The following is a 17,651-nucleotide window of genomic DNA, read 5'->3' on the forward strand; positions in this document are numbered from 1 at the left end:
CGATCGGGCGCCGCCTTGCACGAAGCGGGCGGTCCGATCAAGAAAGCTTCGCCTCAGAACAGGCCGAAGGACGACAGATCGTTGAAAGTCACCAGCAGCATGAATGCGATGACGAGAGCAAAACCCGTCCGATAGGCCCACTCCATGGCCTGTGGGCCGACCGGCTTCCGCCGCACTGCTTCCACCGCATACATAAGGAGGTGTCCTCCATCGAGCATGGGAATTGGCAGCAGGTTAATGAACCCCAAGTTAATCGAGATCAGTGCGATGAAGCCGATGAAAGCATAGACGCCGAGGCTGAGCTGTTCCCCGGAAACCTGCGCGATCTTGAGCGGCCCGCCCAGTTCGCGTACCGATCGCCGCCCGCTGAAAACCTGACCAAGCGTGGTCACCATCAGCCGAACCACCTCGCCCGTCTGGCGGGTCGCGGCGATCGGCGCCTCCCAGAGCGGCACATCGCGGATCACCTGCTTGGGCCATGGAATGCCGAGCAACCCGAACTTGTATTCGTTGCCGAACCGATCGCGCTCGACCCGCACACCCAACGTGCCCTCCAGCGCGAATTCGTGCCCGGCGCGATCGACCGCGATCGTCACCGGTTCGTTCGGGTGGATCGAGACCTCGCGCGCCATCGCGCCGAAGGTCTCGGTGCGTGCACCATTGATCGACAATATCTCGTCGCCCGCCTGCAGGCCGATCTCAGCCGCTGCGGTGTTAGCGGGCACCTCCGGAACCACGCTCGGCGTTACCGGCTGACCGAATGCGACGAAGAACCCCGCAAAGATAAGGATCGCGACCAGAAAATTGGTGATCGGCCCCGCCGCCACGATCAGCGCACGTTGCCACAGCGGTTTGGCCTGAAACATATGCGCGCTTTCGCGTTCGGGCAGCGCGTCGAAATCGGGGTTCGGCTGGCTTGCCGCTCCCATATCGCCGGCGAACTGGACATAGCCGCCCAGCGGCAGCATCGCGATCTTCCAGCGGGTGCCGCGCTTGTCAGTCCAGCCGGTCAGTTCCTTGCCGAAACCGATCGAAAAGGCATCCGCCTTCACGCCGAACAGCCGGCCGGCCCAATAATGCCCATATTCGTGCACGAACACGAGTGTGCCGATCACGGTCGCAAAGGCGAGCAGGGTCAGCAAGAGGCCGGGGCCTTCAGTCGCCACGTGAAAAGTCTCCAACCAATTCGGAAGTACGCGCCCGAATATCGCGATCGACGGTGAATATGTCCTGAAGCCCGGCGGGCTCGGCGATGTCGGCCGCATCCAGCACGCGCTCGACCAGCGCGGCGATATCGAGAAAGCCGATGCGACCCTGCAGGAACGCCGCGACCGCGATCTCGTTGGCCGCGTTCAGCGTGGCGGGCGCGGTGCCGCCTCTGCGCAGCGCCGCACGCGCAAGCCGCAGCGCCGGGAACCGCAGCTCGTCGGGCGCCTCGAAATCGAGCCGGCCGATAGCGGCGAGATCGAGCGCGCCGCAGCCGGTCTCGATCCGCGCGGGCCAGGCCAGCGCGCTGGCGATCGGCACCTTCATGTCGGTCGGGCCGAGCTGCGCCAGCGTGGAGCAGTCCTTATATTCGACCATCGAATGGACCACCGATTGCGGGTGGACCAATATGTCGATCCGCTCCTCGCCGACGGCGAACAGGTGATAGGCCTCGATCAACTCGAGTCCCTTGTTCATCATCGTCGCGCTATCGACCGAGATTTTCGCGCCCATGTCCCAATTGGGATGCGCGACCGCCTGATCGGGCGTGACGCTGCACATTTCTTCGAGCGTCCAATCGCGAAACGGCCCGCCGCTAGCGGTGAGGATCAGGCGGCGCACCTCCTCGATCCGGCCACCCGACAAGCATTGGAACAAGGCGTTATGCTCGGAGTCGACGGGCAGCAAGGTCGCTCCGCTGTGTTTTACCGCCGCCATCATCAGCGCGCCGGCTGAGACCAGCGATTCCTTATTGGCGAGCGCAACCGTCTTACCCTTTTCAATTGCGGCCATGACCGGCTCGAGCCCCGCGCAGCCAACGATCGCGGCCATCGTCCAGTCGGGGTCGAGCCCGGCCGCCTCACACAGCGCATCCTTGCCCGCCGCGATACCGATATTGGTGCCCGATAGCGCCGCCTTCAGATCGTCATAGCGATCCTCGTCGGCGATTACGGCGAGCTTCGCGCCGAACTCGCACGCCAGCTTCGCCAAACCCTCGATGTCGTCATTGGCAGTAAGCGCCTGCACGTCATAGGCGTCGCGGTCGCGCCGAACGAGATCGAGCGTCGATGTTCCGACCGATCCCGTGGCCCCGAAAATACTGATCGTCCGCGCGCTCATGTCATCCACCATAGCCACAGCAGCGCCACCAGCGGCGCTACCGGCACCAGCCCGTCGAGCCGGTCCATCACGCCGCCGTGACCGGGCAGCAGATCGCCGCTGTCCTTGACCCCGGCGCGGCGCTTCAGGAAACTTTCGAAAAAATCGCCCGCCTGCGCCACCACCGAAAGCAATCCGCTGGCCAAGGCCAGTTCGAGCGTCAGGCGCCCGAAATGGTGGAACAGCAGGCCGCAGCCGATCGCGCTCACGATCCCGCCGATCGCCCCAGACCAGGTTTTCTTGGGGCTGACCGCGGGCCACACCTTGGGTCCGCCGATGCTCTTGCCGACGAAAAAGGCGCCGATATCCGTCGCCCACACCAGCGCCAGCGCCCACATCGCGATCTCATGGCCGAAGTCGAGCTCCCGCAGGAACACCAGCGCCACCGCGGGCAGCCCCGCATAGAACATGCCGAGCGCAAGCCGCACCGACTGCGCGCCGATCGCCAGCACCACCGCCATGCCGACGAACGCTAGCAGGACGGTTAGCGAAGGCCCGGGAAAGGGCGGCTGCGGCGCGAGCAGAAGCAGCGGCACGGTGATCGCAGCCTGCGCGAAGCGGCGCTTCAGCCCCTCCTTCACCAGATCGGACCATTCGCCCATCATCAGGATCGAGCCGAGCGACACCAGCGCCCAGAAATAGAGCCAGCCCAACCAGATATCGCCCAGCGCCAGCGCGATCAGCGCGATGCCGACGGTGATCCGCCGGGTAAGCTCGCGCTGGAAGCGCGGGCGAAGATAGGCGGCGACGCTCACCGGCCCCCGAACCGCCGCTCGCGGGCGGCATATTCGGCCAGCGCCTGTGCGAAATGCGCCCGACTGAAATCGGGCCACAGCGTGTCGGTGAACCACAATTCGGCATAGGCGCATTGCCACAGCAGGAAATTGGACAGCCGTTGCTCGCCGGAGGTGCGGATCAGGAGATCCAACGGGGGCATGTCGGCGGTGTCGAGCGCGTCGGCGAAGGCGTCCGTATCGATATCGGCGGGCGCCAGCGACCCCTCGGCGACACGGGCGGCGATTGCGCTGGTCGCGCGCACGAGTTCGTCCTGCGCGCCGTAATTGAGCGCCACCGCCAGCGTGGTGCGGCTGTTCTCGCTGGTCCGCGCCACGGCGTCATCGATCAGCGCGACGATATCGGGTGCCAGCTCACGGTAACGGCCGATCACCTTCAGCCGCACGCCGTTTTCGACGAACTCGTCGATGTCGGCCACGATGAAATGCTTGAGCAGGCCCATCAGGTCGCCCACTTCCTGGGCAGGGCGTTTCCAGTTTTCCGAGGAAAAAGCGTAGAGCGTCAGCGCCTCCAGCCCCATGTCGCCCGCCGCCCGGACGATCTCACGCACCGCTTCCACGCCGCGGCGATGGCCCATGGCGCGCGGCAGATGGCGCTGCTTGGCCCAGCGGCCATTGCCGTCCATGATGATGGCGACATGGCGCGGCATGGCGGGCGCGCCGCCATCCTTTTTTATCGCTGATGCCTCCTGTTCCACCCGCCGCATCCGCTCACTGGGAGAGGATTTCCTTCTCCTTGTGCTCGGCCGCCGCATCGGCTTCGCCGATGTGGTCGTCGGTCAGTTTCTGAACTTCGCCCTCGAGCCGCTTGGCGTCATCCTCGCCGATGTCCTTCTTGTTCTCGTCCGCCTTGATCATGTCCATTCCGTCGCGGCGGACATTGCGGATCGCGATGCGCGCCTTTTCGGCATAGCTGCCGGCGAGCTTGGCCAGCTCCTTGCGGCGCTCCTCGGTCAGGTCCGGGATCGGCAGGCGGATCGTGTTGCCATCGTTGATCGGGTTCAAGCCCAGTCCGGCGGAACGGATCGCTTTTTCGACCGGCGTCACGTTGCCCTTGTCCCATACCTGTACCGACAGCATCCGCGGTTCGGGCACGGAGACCGTCGCAACCTGGAGGAGCGGCATGTTCTGGCCGTAAACCTCCACGGTAACAGGGTCCAGCAGCGCGGTGTTGGCGCGGCCGGTGCGCAGGCCGCCCAGATCGCTCTTGAGCGAATCCACCGCCCCCTTCATGCGCCGTTCCAGATCGGCCTTGTCATACTGCGCCATCAATTGGTCTCCTTGTGTCTGACGATCGTCGCTATACCCTCGCCCGCCAGAACCTTGGCGAGGTTTCCGCGCTCGCGGATCGAGAACACCACGATCGGTATGTCATTGTCCCGGCACAAGGCAACCGCGCTGGCGTCCATCACCTTGAGATTATCGCTCAATACCTGGTCGTAACCGACTGTGTCGAAACGCACGGCCTTGGGATTCTTCTTGGGATCGTCATCATAGACGCCATCGACGCTGGTGCCCTTGAACAGCGCATCGCACTGCATTTCGGCCGCGCGCAGCGCCGCGCCGCTGTCGGTGGTGAAATAGGGGCTGCCGACACCCGCCGCGAAGATCACGATGCGGCCCTTTTCCAGATGGCGCAGCGCGCGGCGGCGGATCACCGGCTCGCATACCTGGTCCATCTCGATCGCAGACTGCACGCGCGTACCGACTCCGAGCTGTTCGAGCGCGTTCTGCATGGCGAGAGCGTTCATGACGGTGGCCAGCATGCCCATATAATCGGCCTGCGCGCGGTCCATCCCCTTGGCCGCCCCGGCCATGCCGCGAAAGATATTGCCGCCGCCGATGACGAGGCAAATCTCGTTACCATCATCCTTGGCGGCCTTCACCTCCTCGGCCAGTCGCGACACGGTTTCGGGATCGATGCCGAACTGCCCGTCGCCCATCAGGGATTCGCCGGACAGTTTCAGCAGGATGCGGTTGAAGCCGCGCATGGAATCCCCTCTTTGCAGTTTTCATACGGCGCTGCGTTATCGATGCGCGCGCCGGACATGATGAAGGCGCGCACCTTAGGGGGCACGCGCCTTCAGGCCAAGTGGCCGCGGCGGAAAATTCGCCTTAGTGGGTAATGCGATCAAACGCCGGCGGCGGCAGCCACCTCGGCGGCGAAATCGCTGGTTTCCTTCTCAATGCCTTCACCGAGCTGGAAGCGGACATAATCGGTCAGCGTGATCGGCTTGCCCGCATCCTTGGCGGCCTGCGCCACCACGTCCGCGATCGGCGTCTTGTTGTCGATCACGAAGACCTGGCTCAAAAGCGCGTTTTCCTTGGCGAACTTCTTCATCGAGCCTTGGACCATCTTCTCGACGATATCCGAGGGCTTGCCGCTCTCGGCCGCCTTTTCGCGGGCGATCCCGGCTTCGCGGTCCAGCGTGTCTTTGTCGAGGCCATCGGCGTTCAGCGCCAGCGGAAAGGCCGCGGCGATGTGCATGGCGAGCTGCTTGCCGAGCGGCTCGAGCACGTCCGCGCCCGCTTCGCTCTCCAGCGCCACGAGTACGCCGATCTTGCCGAGGTTCGGCGCGGCGGCGTTGTGGACATAGGAAATCACCTGGCCCTTGGAGACGGAAATCGTCTTGGCGCGGCGCAGCGTCTGGTTCTCGCCGATCTTGGCGATATTGTCGGTCAGTTTCTCGGCCAGCGTGCCGCCGCCGGGATATTCGGCGTCCTTGATGGCATCGATGTCGTTCGCGCTCTTGGCCAGCGCCAGATCGGTCGCGCTGCGCACGAAATCCTGAAACTGCTCGTTCTTGGCGACGAAATCGGTCTCGCTGTTGACTTCCAGCGCGGTGCCCTTGGTGCCGTCGACGGCCACGCCGACCAGGCCCTCGGCCGCGGTGCGGCTGGACTTTTTCTGCGCGGCGGCGAGGCCCTGGGTGCGCAGCCAGTCGACCGCCGCCTCGATGTCGCCATCGGTCTGGGCGAGCGCCTTCTTGCAATCCATCATGCCCGCGCCCGAACGGTCGCGCAGTTCTTTCACGGTGGCGGCGGTAATGGCCATGGCTGTGTATCCTTCTCGATCTTCTAATACGGAAAATGGCGCGCGGGCCGGATCGGACCGGTAGCCCCGCGCGCCTGCTGTTAGGCTTCTATTTGGTCATTCCCGCGACGCGATTAAAGCCCCGCGCCGCGTGAGATGTCAGCCCTCGACCTTGGGCGCATCCTTAAGCACTTCGGCCGCATCCTCGGCGGATTCGGCCTTGGGCTCGGTCTCGGTTGCCGGATGTTCGGCCGCGGGCTTCTCGCCTTCGGGAACATCGTCAGCCTTGGCCTTCGCCTTTTTCGGATCGGCCTTGGCAGGCTTGGCTTCCGCAGCGGGCTTTGCCTCGACGGCAGGGGCCTCAGCGGCTGGAGCTTTGGCGGCAGCTGCAGGCTTGTCGACCGGCTTTGCTTCAGCAGGCTTCGCCTCGGCGCCGTCGTTCTTCTTGGCCAGCGCCTCGATCTTCTGCGCGGCTTCCTCGGCGGCATAGCGCTCTGCGGCAGTCGCAGGCTCTGCCGGGGGCTCGACCATCGCGCCGAAATCGTCGCCCGACTTTTCCATCTTGCCCTGCTTGCCACCTTCGGCAGCCGCGGCAATCGCCTCGCAATAAAGGCGGATGGCGCGCGCGGCGTCGTCATTGGCGGGAACCGGGAACGCGATGTTAGACGGATCGACGTTCGTATCGAGGATCGCGACCACCGGAATGCCGAGCACATTGGCTTCCTTGATGGCGAGCTCTTCCTTGTTGGCGTCGATCACGAACATGACATCGGGGATGCCGTTCATGTCGCGGATACCGCCTAGCGAAAGCTCCAGCTTGTCACGCTCGCGCGTCAGCTGCAGGACTTCCTTCTTGGTCAGACCCGAGGTGTCGCCCGAAAGCTGCTCTTCCAGCGTTTTCAGACGCTTGATCGAACCGGACACCGTCTTCCAGTTGGTGAGCATGCCGCCCAGCCAGCGATGGTTGACGAAATGCTGGCCCGAAGCGCGGGCGGTATCGGCGATCGGCTGCTGTGCCTGGCGCTTGGTGCCGACGAACAGAATCTTGCCGCCAGCCGACACGGTCTGCTGCACGAACGCCAGAGCGCGCGCGAACAACGGCACGGTCTGCGAAAGATCGATAATGTGAACACCGTTGCGGTCGCCGAAGATATACGGCTTCATCCGCGGGTTCCAGCGGTGGGTCTGGTGGCCGAAATGCGCGCCGGCCTCGATCAATTGCTGCATGGTGACGACAGGGGCCGCCATAATCATTCTCCTTACCGGTTATACCTCTGGGAAGCGAAAGAACCGGTCATACCCGCCTGAAAGGCGGGGCCGGCACCGGATATGGTGCGTCCCATGTGGAATGGAGCGGGCGGTTATCGGGGCCGCGCCGCTTTGGCAAGTTCAAAATAAGGAACGAACAGCGAACTTCAAGCTTGACAGAGCGGAACGTTTCCGGAACATTGTCCAAATCGCCGGTCAAGCGTTCATTTCGGCGGCTGATCCGAAGCAATATATGGAACCAACGCTCCGTCCACAGATTATCCACAGGTCTGTCACGCAGCAGACATAGAAGGATTTGGAAAAATGGTCTCGACAATCGCCGCCCTGCTGTTTTTTACGGCAATCTCCCTCGCTTTCTGGACGATCGCGCAAACGCTACGCACGCATGCCGGCCAGATCGCCGCTCTGTTGGGCGAGGGGACGCATGTGACGGCGTTGCCGGTGACAGCGCGCCGCTGCAACGACACTCGCCGCCCGGTATCGGTTACACCGCTTCGCCGCTCCTCGCTCCGCGCCGCCGCATAGCCTTGCGATAGCTGAGCCAGGCGAACGGCATGAGCGCCAAATAGATGGCGCATATCAGCACCAAGGTCACGAACGGCGCGCCGATCAAAGCCGCCATGACCAGGCCGAACAGGGCGATCGCCTCGAACCGGATGTTCCTGCGCAGCCGCAGCGACCCCCAGCTATAGGTCGGCAGGCTGGATACCATCAGACCCGCAGTAGCGAGCAGCCACGGCCCCATCACGATCCAGCTGCGCGCTTCCTCGATCCCGAACGCCAACCACACGAAGATCGGCAGCAGCGCCAGCCCCGCGCCCGCCGGGGCCGGAACGCCGGTGAGAAACCCCATTTCCTTGCGCGGATGCGCTTCCATATCGATCCGTGCATTGAACCGCGCCAACCTGAGCGCACAGCACAGCGCGTAAAACAAGGCGATGGTCCAGCCGAATTTCGGCATGAACTGCAGCGCCCAGAGATAGGATATCAGCGCGGGCGAAACCCCGAAGGCGATATTGTCCGACAGCGAATCGAGTTCGGCGCCGAACCGGCTCTGCCCTTTCAACAGGCGCGCGATGCGCCCGTCCATGCCGTCGAGGATACCGGCGACGATGATCGCGCCGACCGCCATGTCCCAGCGCTCCGATATCGCGAACCACACGCCCGACAATCCGGTGCATAGCGCCAAAGCCGTCACCGCATTGGGAATCAGCGCGCGCAACGGGATGGCGTTGGTGAAGGCGGTGCCCTTGGCCATGCTCAACCAAGCCCCCCGTTGCGCCGCATCACTGGGCGATGCCCTCGATCAGCGGGGCTTGGCCGAGCTCGGCGATCACCGTCTCACCGGCGATGGCGCGCTGGCCCTTGACGATTCGCGGTGTGGTGCCGGCGGGCAGATAGACATCGACCCGGCTGCCAAAGCGAATCAGGCCGATGCGCTGCCCGCCCGCGAGCATGTCGCCATCCTTGATATAGGTCACGATCCGCCGCGCCACGAGCCCGGCGATCTGCGTCATGCCGATGCGCACGCCGTCGCCGCGCTCGATCAGCACATGCTGGCGCTCGTTCTCCTCGCTCGCCTTGTCGAGATCGGCGTTGAGAAACTTGCCCGCGATATAGGCGACGCGCTTGACCGTCCCGCCGATCGGCGCGCGGTTCACATGCACGTCGAACACGCTCATGAAGATCGACACGCGGATCATCGGCGCATCGCCCAGCCCATCGGCTCCGCGCATCTCGGGCGGCGGCGGCACGTCGGCGATCAGCGTCACCAGCCCGTCGGCCGGGCTGATCACCAGCCGGTCGCCCTGCGGCGTCACCCGCACCGGATCGCGGAAGAAAGCGATCACCCAGATCGTCACGCCGGCCAGCAGCCAACCGAAGATGTCAGGGAGAATCAAAAAGGCGAGCGCCGTGATCACCGCCGCGATTACGCCGAACTTGCGGCCCTCCGGGTGGATCGGGGGAAAGGACCATTTGGCCTCGCCATCGCCCCGGTTGCTCAATCTGTGTTCGTTCATCGCACCGGTTCTACGCGCCGCCCGCCGGGCTTACAACCAGACTGTCGTACCTAATCACGGCGGAGAGGATCATGCGCCGGCCCAAATGGTTGAAACTTGCAAGGCGCTTGCATAGAGCCCGCAGCAACCCACATCGCGCGGCACGTTGGCGCTGCGCGCCCAAATCAGCGGAAGACATCAGCACATGGCGAAAATCAAAGTCAAAAACCCCGTCGTCGAACTCGACGGCGACGAGATGACGCGGATCATCTGGGAATGGATTCGCGAGAAGCTGATCCTGCCCTATCTCGATGTCGACCTGAAATATTACGATCTGTCGATCCAGAAGCGCGACGAGACCGACGACCGGATCACGGTCGATTCGGCCAATGCGATCAAGGAATATGGCGTCGGCGTGAAATGCGCCACGATCACGCCGGACGAAGCCCGCGTCGAGGAGTTCGACCTCAAGAAGATGTGGAAGAGCCCCAACGGCACCATCCGCAACATCCTGGGCGGCGTGGTGTTTCGCGAGCCGATCGTGATCGACAATGTGCCGCGGCTGGTGCCCGGCTGGACCGATCCGATCGTGATCGGCCGCCACGCCTTTGGCGACCAATATCGTGCCACCGACATGCTGATCCCCGGCCCCGGCAAGCTGCGCCTCGTCTACGAAGGCGATGACGGCAGCGTGCAGGACGAGGAGGTGTTTCGGTTCCCCTCCGCCGGCGTCGCCATGGCGATGTACAATCTCGACGATTCGATCCGCGATTTCGCGCGCGCCAGCTTCAACTACGGCCTGCAGCGCGCCTGGCCGGTGTATCTGTCCACCAAGAACACCATCATGAAAAAATATGATGGCCGCTTCAAGGACCTGTTTCAGCAGGTGTTCGAGGAGGAAGGCTTCAAGGAAAAATTCGCCGCCGCCGGCATCACCTACGAGCATCGCCTGATCGACGACATGGTGGCGAGCGCGCTCAAATGGTCGGGCAAGTTCGTCTGGGCCTGCAAGAATTACGATGGTGACGTTCAGTCGGACACCGTGGCGCAAGGATTCGGTTCGCTCGGCCTGATGACGTCCATTCTCATGACACCCGACGGCAGGACCGTGGAATCGGAGGCCGCGCACGGCACCGTCACCCGCCACTTCCGCATGCACGAGCAGGGCAAGGCCACCTCGACCAACCCGATCGCCTCGATCTTCGCCTGGACCGGCGGCATCAAATATCGCGGCAAGTTCGACGACACGCCCGATGTCTCGCGTTTCGCCGAGACGCTCGAGCGCGTGTGCGTCGAAACCGTTGAACAGGGCAAGATGACCAAGGACCTCGCGATCCTGATCGGCCCCGACCAGAGCTGGATGACATCCGAACAGTTCTTCGAGGCGGTGCGCGAAAATCTGGAGACGGCGATGGGTGCGTGGCAGTAAGGTCTTACTGCCAATTGCATGCGCTTCTGCGAAAGCAGGAGCCCAGGGCCCCATAGCGCCAAGCCACCCTAGGCTCCTGCTTTCGCAGGAGCTCAGGTAGAGAAAGTCGACCCATGTCCAGCACCGCCAAGGCCCGGCTCGAAGTCCGACAGGCCAAAATTGCCGATATTCCCGCGATCGCACACCTGATCCGCCGCGTTTACAAGGATATGCCGCCTTACACGCATGGCGAGCTGCGCGGGCAGCTCAACAATTTCCGCGAGGGGCAGTTCGTCGCCATCCTCGACGAGGAGCTGGTCGGCTATTGCGCCTCCTCGCGCATTTCCGGGTCGATCGCGCTGAAGCCGCATGACTGGGAAGAGATTACCGGCAACGGCTTCGGTTCGCGCCACGATCCGGCGGGCGACTGGCTCTACGGTTACGAGATGTGCGTCGATCCCAAGACGCGCGGCACCCGCATCGGCAAGCGCCTTTACGAGGAGCGACGCACGCTGGCCGAGCGGCTGGAACTGCGGGGCATCGTGTTCGGTGCGCGGATGCCGGGGCTTGCCCGCGCGCTGCGCGCCAAGAAAGTCGAGAGCCCGGAAGACTATCTCGATCAGGTGCAGACCAAGAAAATCCGCGATCAGGTGATCAGCTTCCAGATCGCCAACGGGTTCGAGCCGATCGGCGTGCTCAAAAACTATCTGCCCGAGGACAAGGCCTCCAAGGCCAATGCCGCCCACATGATGTGGAAGAACCCTTATGTGGACCATGATAGCCCGAAGAAATTCCGCGTTCCCCGCGACGTCGAGCAGGTGCGCCTTGCGACCGTTCAGTTGCAGGCGCGCGCTGTATCGGGCTTCGAGGATTTCATCGGGAATATCGAGTATTTCGTGGATGTCGCGGCCGACTACGAAAGCGATTTCGTGGTTTTCCCTGAGCTGTTCACGCTGATGCTGCTCTCTTCGGAGAAAAAGGAAACCTCGCCACAGGAAGCGATCGAGGTGCTGTCGAAATGGACGCCGCGCATCCGCGAGGAATTCGCGCGCATGGCGATGAGCTACAACATCAACATCATAGGCGGCTCTCATCCCACGCGTACTGAAGATGGCGATATCCAGAATGTGGCCTATGTGTTCCTGCGCGACGGCGCGATCCACGAGCAGGAGAAGATCCACCCGACGCCGAACGAACGCTACTGGTGGAACATCAAGGGCGGCGACAGCATCGACGTGATCCAGACCGACTGCGGCCCGATCGGCGTGCTCATCTGTTACGACAGCGAATTCCCCGAACTGGCCCGCCGTCTGGTCGACGAGGGCGCGCGGATCATCTTCACCCCCTTCTGCACCGACAGCCGCCAGGGTTACCTGCGGGTGCGCTATTGCTGTCAGGCCCGCGCGATCGAGAACCAATGCTATGTCGTGATGAGCGGAAACGTCGGCAATCTGCCCAACGTCCACAATATGGACATACAGTACGCGCAAAGCTGCATCTTGACCCCCTGCGACTTCCCGTTCGCGCGCGACGGTATCGCCGCCGAGGCGACCGAGAATGTCGAGACGCTGACGATCAGCGACGTCAACCTGGCCGATCTGGCCTGGGCGCGCAGCGAGGGCACGGTGCGCAACCTGACCGATCGCCGGTTCGATCTCTACCATATCGAATGGGACAAGAGCGTGGGCAAGGAACGCCGCGCCCGGCCCCGCCGCGAACCGATCGGCCCGGCCACGCCCGGCGGCGGCTGAAGCTGCGAAAGCTCGATCGCTAGACCCGAATGGGGTAAGGTTGGGTAGCGCGATAGCGCCATCAACCGGACGGGCTGCCCGCGCTCGAACGCTATCCTATCCGCCCAAGGCTGAGCGGCCAGGGCTGGCGAAGAACGGCCGTTCATTCTAGAGCGCGGCGATGCCGCTCAGCATCCTCGCCCGCAAACGTCCCGTGGCCATCGCCGCTTATAGCGGTTTTCGCAACGAAAGCGCGATGGAACTGACCGTGCGCATATTGAAACGGGTGCCGGAACCCGGCACCGATCCCACACGCGCCGCCAAGCTGCTCTATCTGCTGCGCCTCTACGCCAGCCATGAGGTGACCGGCGTGCGCGTGCGCCTTACTTACGGCGATCTGGTTACAGAAAGCGTCAGCGACGACGAGGGATTTGCGCGCTTCGAACTGCAACTGCCTTCGCCGCGCGCCATGCCGCTGCATACGGACTGGGAGCATTGTCGGCTCGAACTGCCCGATATTGCCGGCACCGAGCCGGTCGATGCGGCGATTCTGGCGCCCGGCACGGACCACCGGGTTGCGATCATATCGGACATCGACGACACGATCATCGAGACCGGCGCGCACCGCTTCACCCGCAACTGGCGGCGGCTGATCCTGCAAATGCCCGAGGACCGGCTGGGGGTGGACGGCGCGAGCGATTTCTACGCGCAGCTCGGCAATACCCAGCCGCAACGCGGCGCCCGCCGCGCCTTCTTCTACGTTTCTTCGAGCCCGTGGAATCTCTACGGCTTCCTGATGCGCTTCATGCGCCTTCAAAGCCTGCCCGAGGGCCCAATGCTGTTGCGCGACTGGAGCTTCAGCCTGCGCACGCTCGGGCGATCCAGCCACGGTGCGCACAAGCGCGCCTCGATCGCGCGCATCCTGGGCTTTTATCCGGATCTGCGCTTCATCCTGATCGGCGATGACACGCAGGGCGATCCCGAGGCCTATGCCGATGCGGTGACCGCCTATCCCGGCCGGGTCGAGGCGGTGCTGATCCGCACGACTTCCCATGAGGCGCTCGGGGTGCGCAAGAAGGCGGCAATCGACCGCATTCGCGCAAGCGGCGTTGCCATCTGGGTCGGCTCCGCTTTCGACGCAGGCCAGCACATGCTGGCGAGGCTGGGCCTCGACGAGGCCGGCGACGCGGCACGCGTCGTGGAAGCGAACCAAGACGCCTAATATTGGCAATGCCGCTCAACCATTGGCCGGCAGCACCTTGAGCACGAAACCCCCGCCGGGCTTCAGATATTGCGCGGCGAGCGCCTGAACTTGCGCCGGCGTGACGTTGCTGTAGTCGCTCAGCAGCGTGCGCAACCTGAGGATTTTCTGCGGATCCCGCGTGGCGCCTTCCAGCTGCTCCATCCAGAAGGTGTTGCCGGAGCTGGCCCGGATGATCAGCTGGCGAACCGGCTCGACCGCGCGCTGCAATTCGTCCGCCGCTACCGGGTTTGCCGCCAAATCCGCCGCGATTTCGCGCGAGAGCTTGAGGAACAAATCGACATTTTCCGGTTCGACTTGGCTCGCCGCGACCAGATACCCGCCGCTGTCGAAGCCGGTCGGCCAGTTGCTAGATACGAACGGACTATAAGTCTTGGCCTGCTCGGCGCGAAAGCGTTCGAACAGTCGATCCTGGAAAATCTCGGCCAGAATGTCCAGTTGGCGACTTTCCGTCGCGCGCGTCTCGCCGCCGCCAGTCTCCCAAGCGATCGCGACCGCGGCTTGGTTGGCCGGGCCCTGATGGGTCTCGGTCACGGTCTCGCCAGTGTTGGCGAAGCGGTGGACCAGCCCGTCGGGTGCTGGTGCTTCAGGGGTGCGCGGCGCCAGCGCGCCGAAGCTGGCCTCGAGCGCGGCGACGGCTTCTGGCCGCTGGAAGTCGCCGAACAGAAGCACCTCGATCGGCCCGGAGGCGAGCTGCGGCGCCCAGGTCTGCTCGAACTCTTCCGGCGTCAGCGCCGCAGCGGCCTTGCCGTCCGGGACGAGATAGCGATGATCCTTGCCGCTCAGCAGATAGGTGAGGTCGCGCTGCAACACCGCGGACGCAGAGGTCTCGTAGCTGGGATAGCCCAAGGCGACCGCCGCCTTGGCGCGCTCCACCGGCGCCGCGGCCCAGCGCGGATCGGCGAGCTTGGCGGCGAGCAGCTGCAGCTGTCCGGCCATGTCCTCGGGCCGGGTTTCCGCCGACAGCTCGAACGCGTCGTCGTCGATATCGAAAGCGATGCCGATGCGGCGGCCGTTGGCGAGTTTGTCGAGCGCTTCGCGGTCGAGATCGCCGACGCCCGAATCGATCAGCGCCGCCGGGCCCGACCAGACCGGTGCGTCCCCGTCCGGCGAAAAGGCCTGATAGCCCTTGCCGAAGCGCACCAGCACACGGACGGTATCGCTCTCCGCCGGAGTCTGACGCAGCAATGCGGTGACGCCATTGACGAACGTCAGTTGCTCCATGCCGAGCTGCGGCAGCGGATTGGTCGACATGACGGCGCCGGGCGTCCCGAGCTCGGGAAGCGCATCGAAGCCGAGCGAACCCTGCGCGATCCGCGCATCCGCATCGGCGGTCACCGGGCTGGCAAGCGCCGCGGCCAAGGCGGTTTCGCCGCCCTCGATCGGCGTAGGCGAGGACATGAGGATGCGCGTGTTGACGCCCTGAAACTGCTCCTTGGTCGAGGCGAGAATGCCGGCCGGAGTGATCGCGTCTTTCATGCCGTCGAAAATGTCGAGCGCGGTCTGCGGTGCGGCGATGCTTTCGCGGATATCGACCGCGTTCACGATATTATCGGCCTGATCCGCCGCGCTCTCGAACGGATATTTCTCCAGCGAAGAGCGAAACTGCGTTCCGATGAACTCGAGCTCGCGGTCGATATCCTGCTGCGAGGGGGGCGTAGTCCTGGCGTCCGCGATCACCGAGCGCACATCGCCGAGCGCCTTGTTCCAGTCGCCGCCCAGCGGGACGACCTGCACCGATGTGATATTGGCCGAACGGCTGATATCGTCCTCGCCCACGGATGCCTGCAGGAAGCTGCCGCCGGCGCGCGCCTTGGCCTCGAGCCGCCGGTTGACGATCAGCCGCGCGATGAGATCGGTCATCAGCCCCTGATTATAGGCGATCGTGTCTTCCTTGAACCGCCACGGCCGCGCCGTGACGATGCTGACGGTGGCGGGCAAGGTGGGGTCGATCACGACATCGGCGGTGCGTCCGTCCGGGGTGGGATCCCCGAAATCGGGCGCATCGACATGCTTGCCTCGGGCTTTCCAATCGGCGAACTTTTCTCTGATTAGTTGCTCGTAGAGGGCCGGGTCGCCATCGCCTGCGATCACCACGACGGTGTTTTCGGGTCGATACCAGCGATCGTGAAACGCCTGCAGCTTGGCCGGCGCGGCCTTTTGCAGGGAGGCGACCGTGCCGATCGGCGAGCGGTCGGCCAGGCGCTGACCTTGGAAATAGAGTTTGCGGGTGGCGTCGCTCAGTTTCCTCGAGGCGCCGTCATTCTCGCGCAGCTCCGCCTGCACGATCTGCCGTTCTGCCCCGACCGACTGGTCCTTGATGCTCGGATCGCGGATCATGCCGGACAGGATCGTCATGCTTTCGCCCAGCACGGCCGGCGTCGCATTGGGCAGATCGAGTTGATAGACCGTCTGCGTCGGGGTCGTGGTGGCGTTGCTGTCCGACCCGAAGAACACGCCCAAGCGCTGCCAGATGCGCTTGGACTCGCCCTCCGGCACATGGGTCGATCCGCGAAAGCTCAGATGCTCGATAAGGTGCGCGTAGCCCAGTTCATCGTCATGCTCGTGCAGCGATCCGGCGTCGACGCGGATGCGGATCGAAACCTGATCCGGCGGCACGCCGTTATGCTTGACCGCATAGCGCAGCCCGTTGGCGAGCTCGCCGAACGTCCAGCTGGCATCGACCGGGATTTCGCTATGTTCGTAGAGCCAGGGCCGCGTTTCGGCGGCGGGCGCCGGCACGGTCTGCGCGGGCAGCGCGACCGGCGTCAACGCGGTGGACAGGAGGATGGCGAGCGCGGCATTGCGCAGTTGGGATATCATGGCTGCGTCTTTAGCCACGGCGCGCCTTGCTGACCAGTGAACGCGGCGGAATGCCGCTGAAAACCAGCGCTCAGCTTGCTTCCATGCGCTGGGCATAACCTTCGCTGACCAGCCGCGCCATCAGATCGAACACCCGGTCCGGGCTGGTCGCGCGCAGGCTCGGCAGTTCCGCCTCCCTTCCGTCGGCGATCACGATTTCGCGCTCGCCCTTCTCCAGCGCCTCGACGATACGCGCGGCGACCGCGTCCGGCTCCAGCCCCTCGTCGATCGCCTTGTCGCTGACCCCACGCCGCGATCCGTTGCCGCTTAGCGCATTGCGTGAAACATTGGTGCGTACCGATCCGGGCGCGACGGTGAGCAGACTGAGTCCGTGCATCGCGCATTCGGCGCGCAATGCGTCGCCATAGCCGATCAACCCATGCTTGGCCGCGCAATAGGCGGTCCGCATCGGCACGCCGATCTTGCCCGCGACGCTGGAGATGTTGACAACCCAGCTTTGTTCGCGTTCGATCAGATGCGGCAACAGCCTTTGCGTAAGCGCGATCGGGGCGAGCAGGTCCACCTCGACGATCCGGCGGTAGACATCGAAATCGGTATCCACGGCCAGCGATCGCTGCGAAATGCCGGCGTTATTCACCAGCACGTCGACCGCGCCTGTGAGATCGAGGGCGGCCTCCACCTTGTCGCTCAACGCATCGTAATCGGTCGTCTCGAACGGCAGCACGAGGCAACGGGCGGCGCCGACGGTCCCGGCCACCTCGGCCAGCGCATCCTCGCGTCGTCCCGACAGCACGAGCTTCGCGCCCGCATCCGCAAAGGCCTTGGCGAGCGCCGCGCCAATTCCCGAAGACGCCCCGGTGATCCAAACTGTCTTGCCCTCGAACATCTGTCACATCCTTTGGTTTGCTTTGCCTTGACGATGATAAGCGTCGCCACATGGGTTGAAGCATCGGCCGATCGGGACCAAA

At 64.1% G+C, this 17,651-nt stretch carries 14 protein-coding genes and 1 pseudogene; 3 read left to right on the forward strand and 12 right to left on the reverse strand.

Going from position 1 to position 17,651, the window contains the following annotated elements:
* Window positions 1-53: 53 nt before the first annotated feature.
* The 10 genes and pseudogenes from rseP to ACOQPC_RS12020 all read right to left on the reverse strand — a co-directional run bounded on the left by rseP (window position 54) and on the right by ACOQPC_RS12020 (window position 9,482).
* Complete coding sequence (gene rseP, locus ACOQPC_RS11975) at window positions 54-1,166, reverse strand: RIP metalloprotease RseP (protein WP_420605955.1); 1,113 nt, start codon at window positions 1,164-1,166, stop codon at window positions 54-56.
* On the reverse strand, window positions 1,156-2,325 hold the full coding sequence (locus ACOQPC_RS11980) for a 1-deoxy-D-xylulose-5-phosphate reductoisomerase (protein ID WP_420605956.1): 1,170 nt from the start codon (window positions 2,323-2,325) through the stop codon (window positions 1,156-1,158). Before ACOQPC_RS11980 ends, rseP begins: the two co-directional genes overlap by 11 nt.
* Window positions 2,322-3,119 carry a phosphatidate cytidylyltransferase gene (locus ACOQPC_RS11985; RefSeq protein WP_420605957.1) on the reverse strand — a complete coding sequence of 266 codons (798 nt, stop codon included), beginning with the start codon at window positions 3,117-3,119 and terminating at the stop codon, window positions 2,322-2,324. The genes ACOQPC_RS11980 and ACOQPC_RS11985 overlap by 4 nt, the downstream gene beginning before the upstream one ends.
* Window positions 3,116-3,808, reverse strand: a complete 693-nt coding sequence (locus ACOQPC_RS11990; protein WP_420608134.1) for an isoprenyl transferase — start codon at window positions 3,806-3,808, stop codon at window positions 3,116-3,118. The genes ACOQPC_RS11985 and ACOQPC_RS11990 overlap by 4 nt, the downstream gene beginning before the upstream one ends.
* A gap of 61 nt (window positions 3,809-3,869) precedes the next feature.
* Window positions 3,870-4,427 (reverse strand): ribosome recycling factor, encoded by a 558-nt coding sequence (gene frr, locus ACOQPC_RS11995; protein ID WP_420605958.1) that lies wholly within the window; start codon window positions 4,425-4,427, stop codon window positions 3,870-3,872.
* Window positions 4,427-5,149: a UMP kinase gene (gene pyrH / locus ACOQPC_RS12000; protein WP_420605959.1), complete on the reverse strand. Its 723-nt coding sequence runs from the start codon at window positions 5,147-5,149 to the stop codon at window positions 4,427-4,429. The genes frr and pyrH overlap by 1 nt, the downstream gene beginning before the upstream one ends.
* A 140-nt stretch (window positions 5,150-5,289) precedes the next feature.
* Window positions 5,290-6,213, reverse strand: coding sequence for a translation elongation factor Ts (gene tsf, locus ACOQPC_RS12005; protein ID WP_420605960.1), 924 nt, complete (start codon window positions 6,211-6,213; stop codon window positions 5,290-5,292).
* 477 nt (window positions 6,214-6,690) lie between these two features.
* A pseudogene (rpsB, locus tag ACOQPC_RS12010) lies at window positions 6,691-7,440 on the reverse strand (30S ribosomal protein S2); the annotation flags it as partial.
* Between the two features lie 505 nt (window positions 7,441-7,945).
* Window positions 7,946-8,719, reverse strand: coding sequence for a CDP-alcohol phosphatidyltransferase family protein (locus ACOQPC_RS12015; protein ID WP_420605961.1), 774 nt, complete (start codon window positions 8,717-8,719; stop codon window positions 7,946-7,948).
* 28 nt (window positions 8,720-8,747) lie between these two features.
* A complete protein-coding gene (locus tag ACOQPC_RS12020) occupies window positions 8,748-9,482 on the reverse strand; it encodes a phosphatidylserine decarboxylase (protein ID WP_420605962.1) in 735 nt (244 codons plus the stop codon).
* A gap of 184 nt (window positions 9,483-9,666) precedes the next feature.
* On the opposite strand from ACOQPC_RS12020, the gene ACOQPC_RS12025 reads away from it, so the two are divergent.
* The 3 genes from ACOQPC_RS12025 (at window position 9,667) to ACOQPC_RS12035 (ending at window position 13,821) form a co-directional block, all read left to right on the forward strand.
* Window positions 9,667-10,890: an NADP-dependent isocitrate dehydrogenase gene (locus ACOQPC_RS12025; RefSeq protein WP_420605963.1), complete on the forward strand. Its 1,224-nt coding sequence runs from the start codon at window positions 9,667-9,669 to the stop codon at window positions 10,888-10,890.
* Window positions 10,891-11,003: 113 nt separating this feature from the next.
* Window positions 11,004-12,620 carry a GNAT family N-acetyltransferase gene (locus ACOQPC_RS12030; RefSeq protein WP_420605964.1) on the forward strand — a complete coding sequence of 539 codons (1,617 nt, stop codon included), beginning with the start codon at window positions 11,004-11,006 and terminating at the stop codon, window positions 12,618-12,620.
* Between the two features lie 160 nt (window positions 12,621-12,780).
* Window positions 12,781-13,821: a phosphatase domain-containing protein gene (locus ACOQPC_RS12035; RefSeq protein ID WP_420605965.1), complete on the forward strand. Its 1,041-nt coding sequence runs from the start codon at window positions 12,781-12,783 to the stop codon at window positions 13,819-13,821.
* Window positions 13,822-13,836: 15 nt separating this feature from the next.
* On the opposite strand, the gene ACOQPC_RS12040 is transcribed toward ACOQPC_RS12035, so the two are convergent.
* On the reverse strand, window positions 13,837-16,683 hold the full coding sequence (locus ACOQPC_RS12040) for a M16 family metallopeptidase (RefSeq protein WP_420605966.1): 2,847 nt from the start codon (window positions 16,681-16,683) through the stop codon (window positions 13,837-13,839).
* 70 nt (window positions 16,684-16,753) lie between these two features.
* A complete protein-coding gene (locus ACOQPC_RS12045; protein ID WP_420605967.1) occupies window positions 16,754-17,569 on the reverse strand; it encodes an SDR family NAD(P)-dependent oxidoreductase in 816 nt (271 codons plus the stop codon).
* Between the last annotated feature and the right edge of the window lie 82 nt (window positions 17,570-17,651).

This window comes from Novosphingopyxis sp. (assembly GCF_965218915.1).
Taxonomy (GTDB): Bacteria; Pseudomonadota; Alphaproteobacteria; order Sphingomonadales; family Sphingomonadaceae; genus Novosphingopyxis.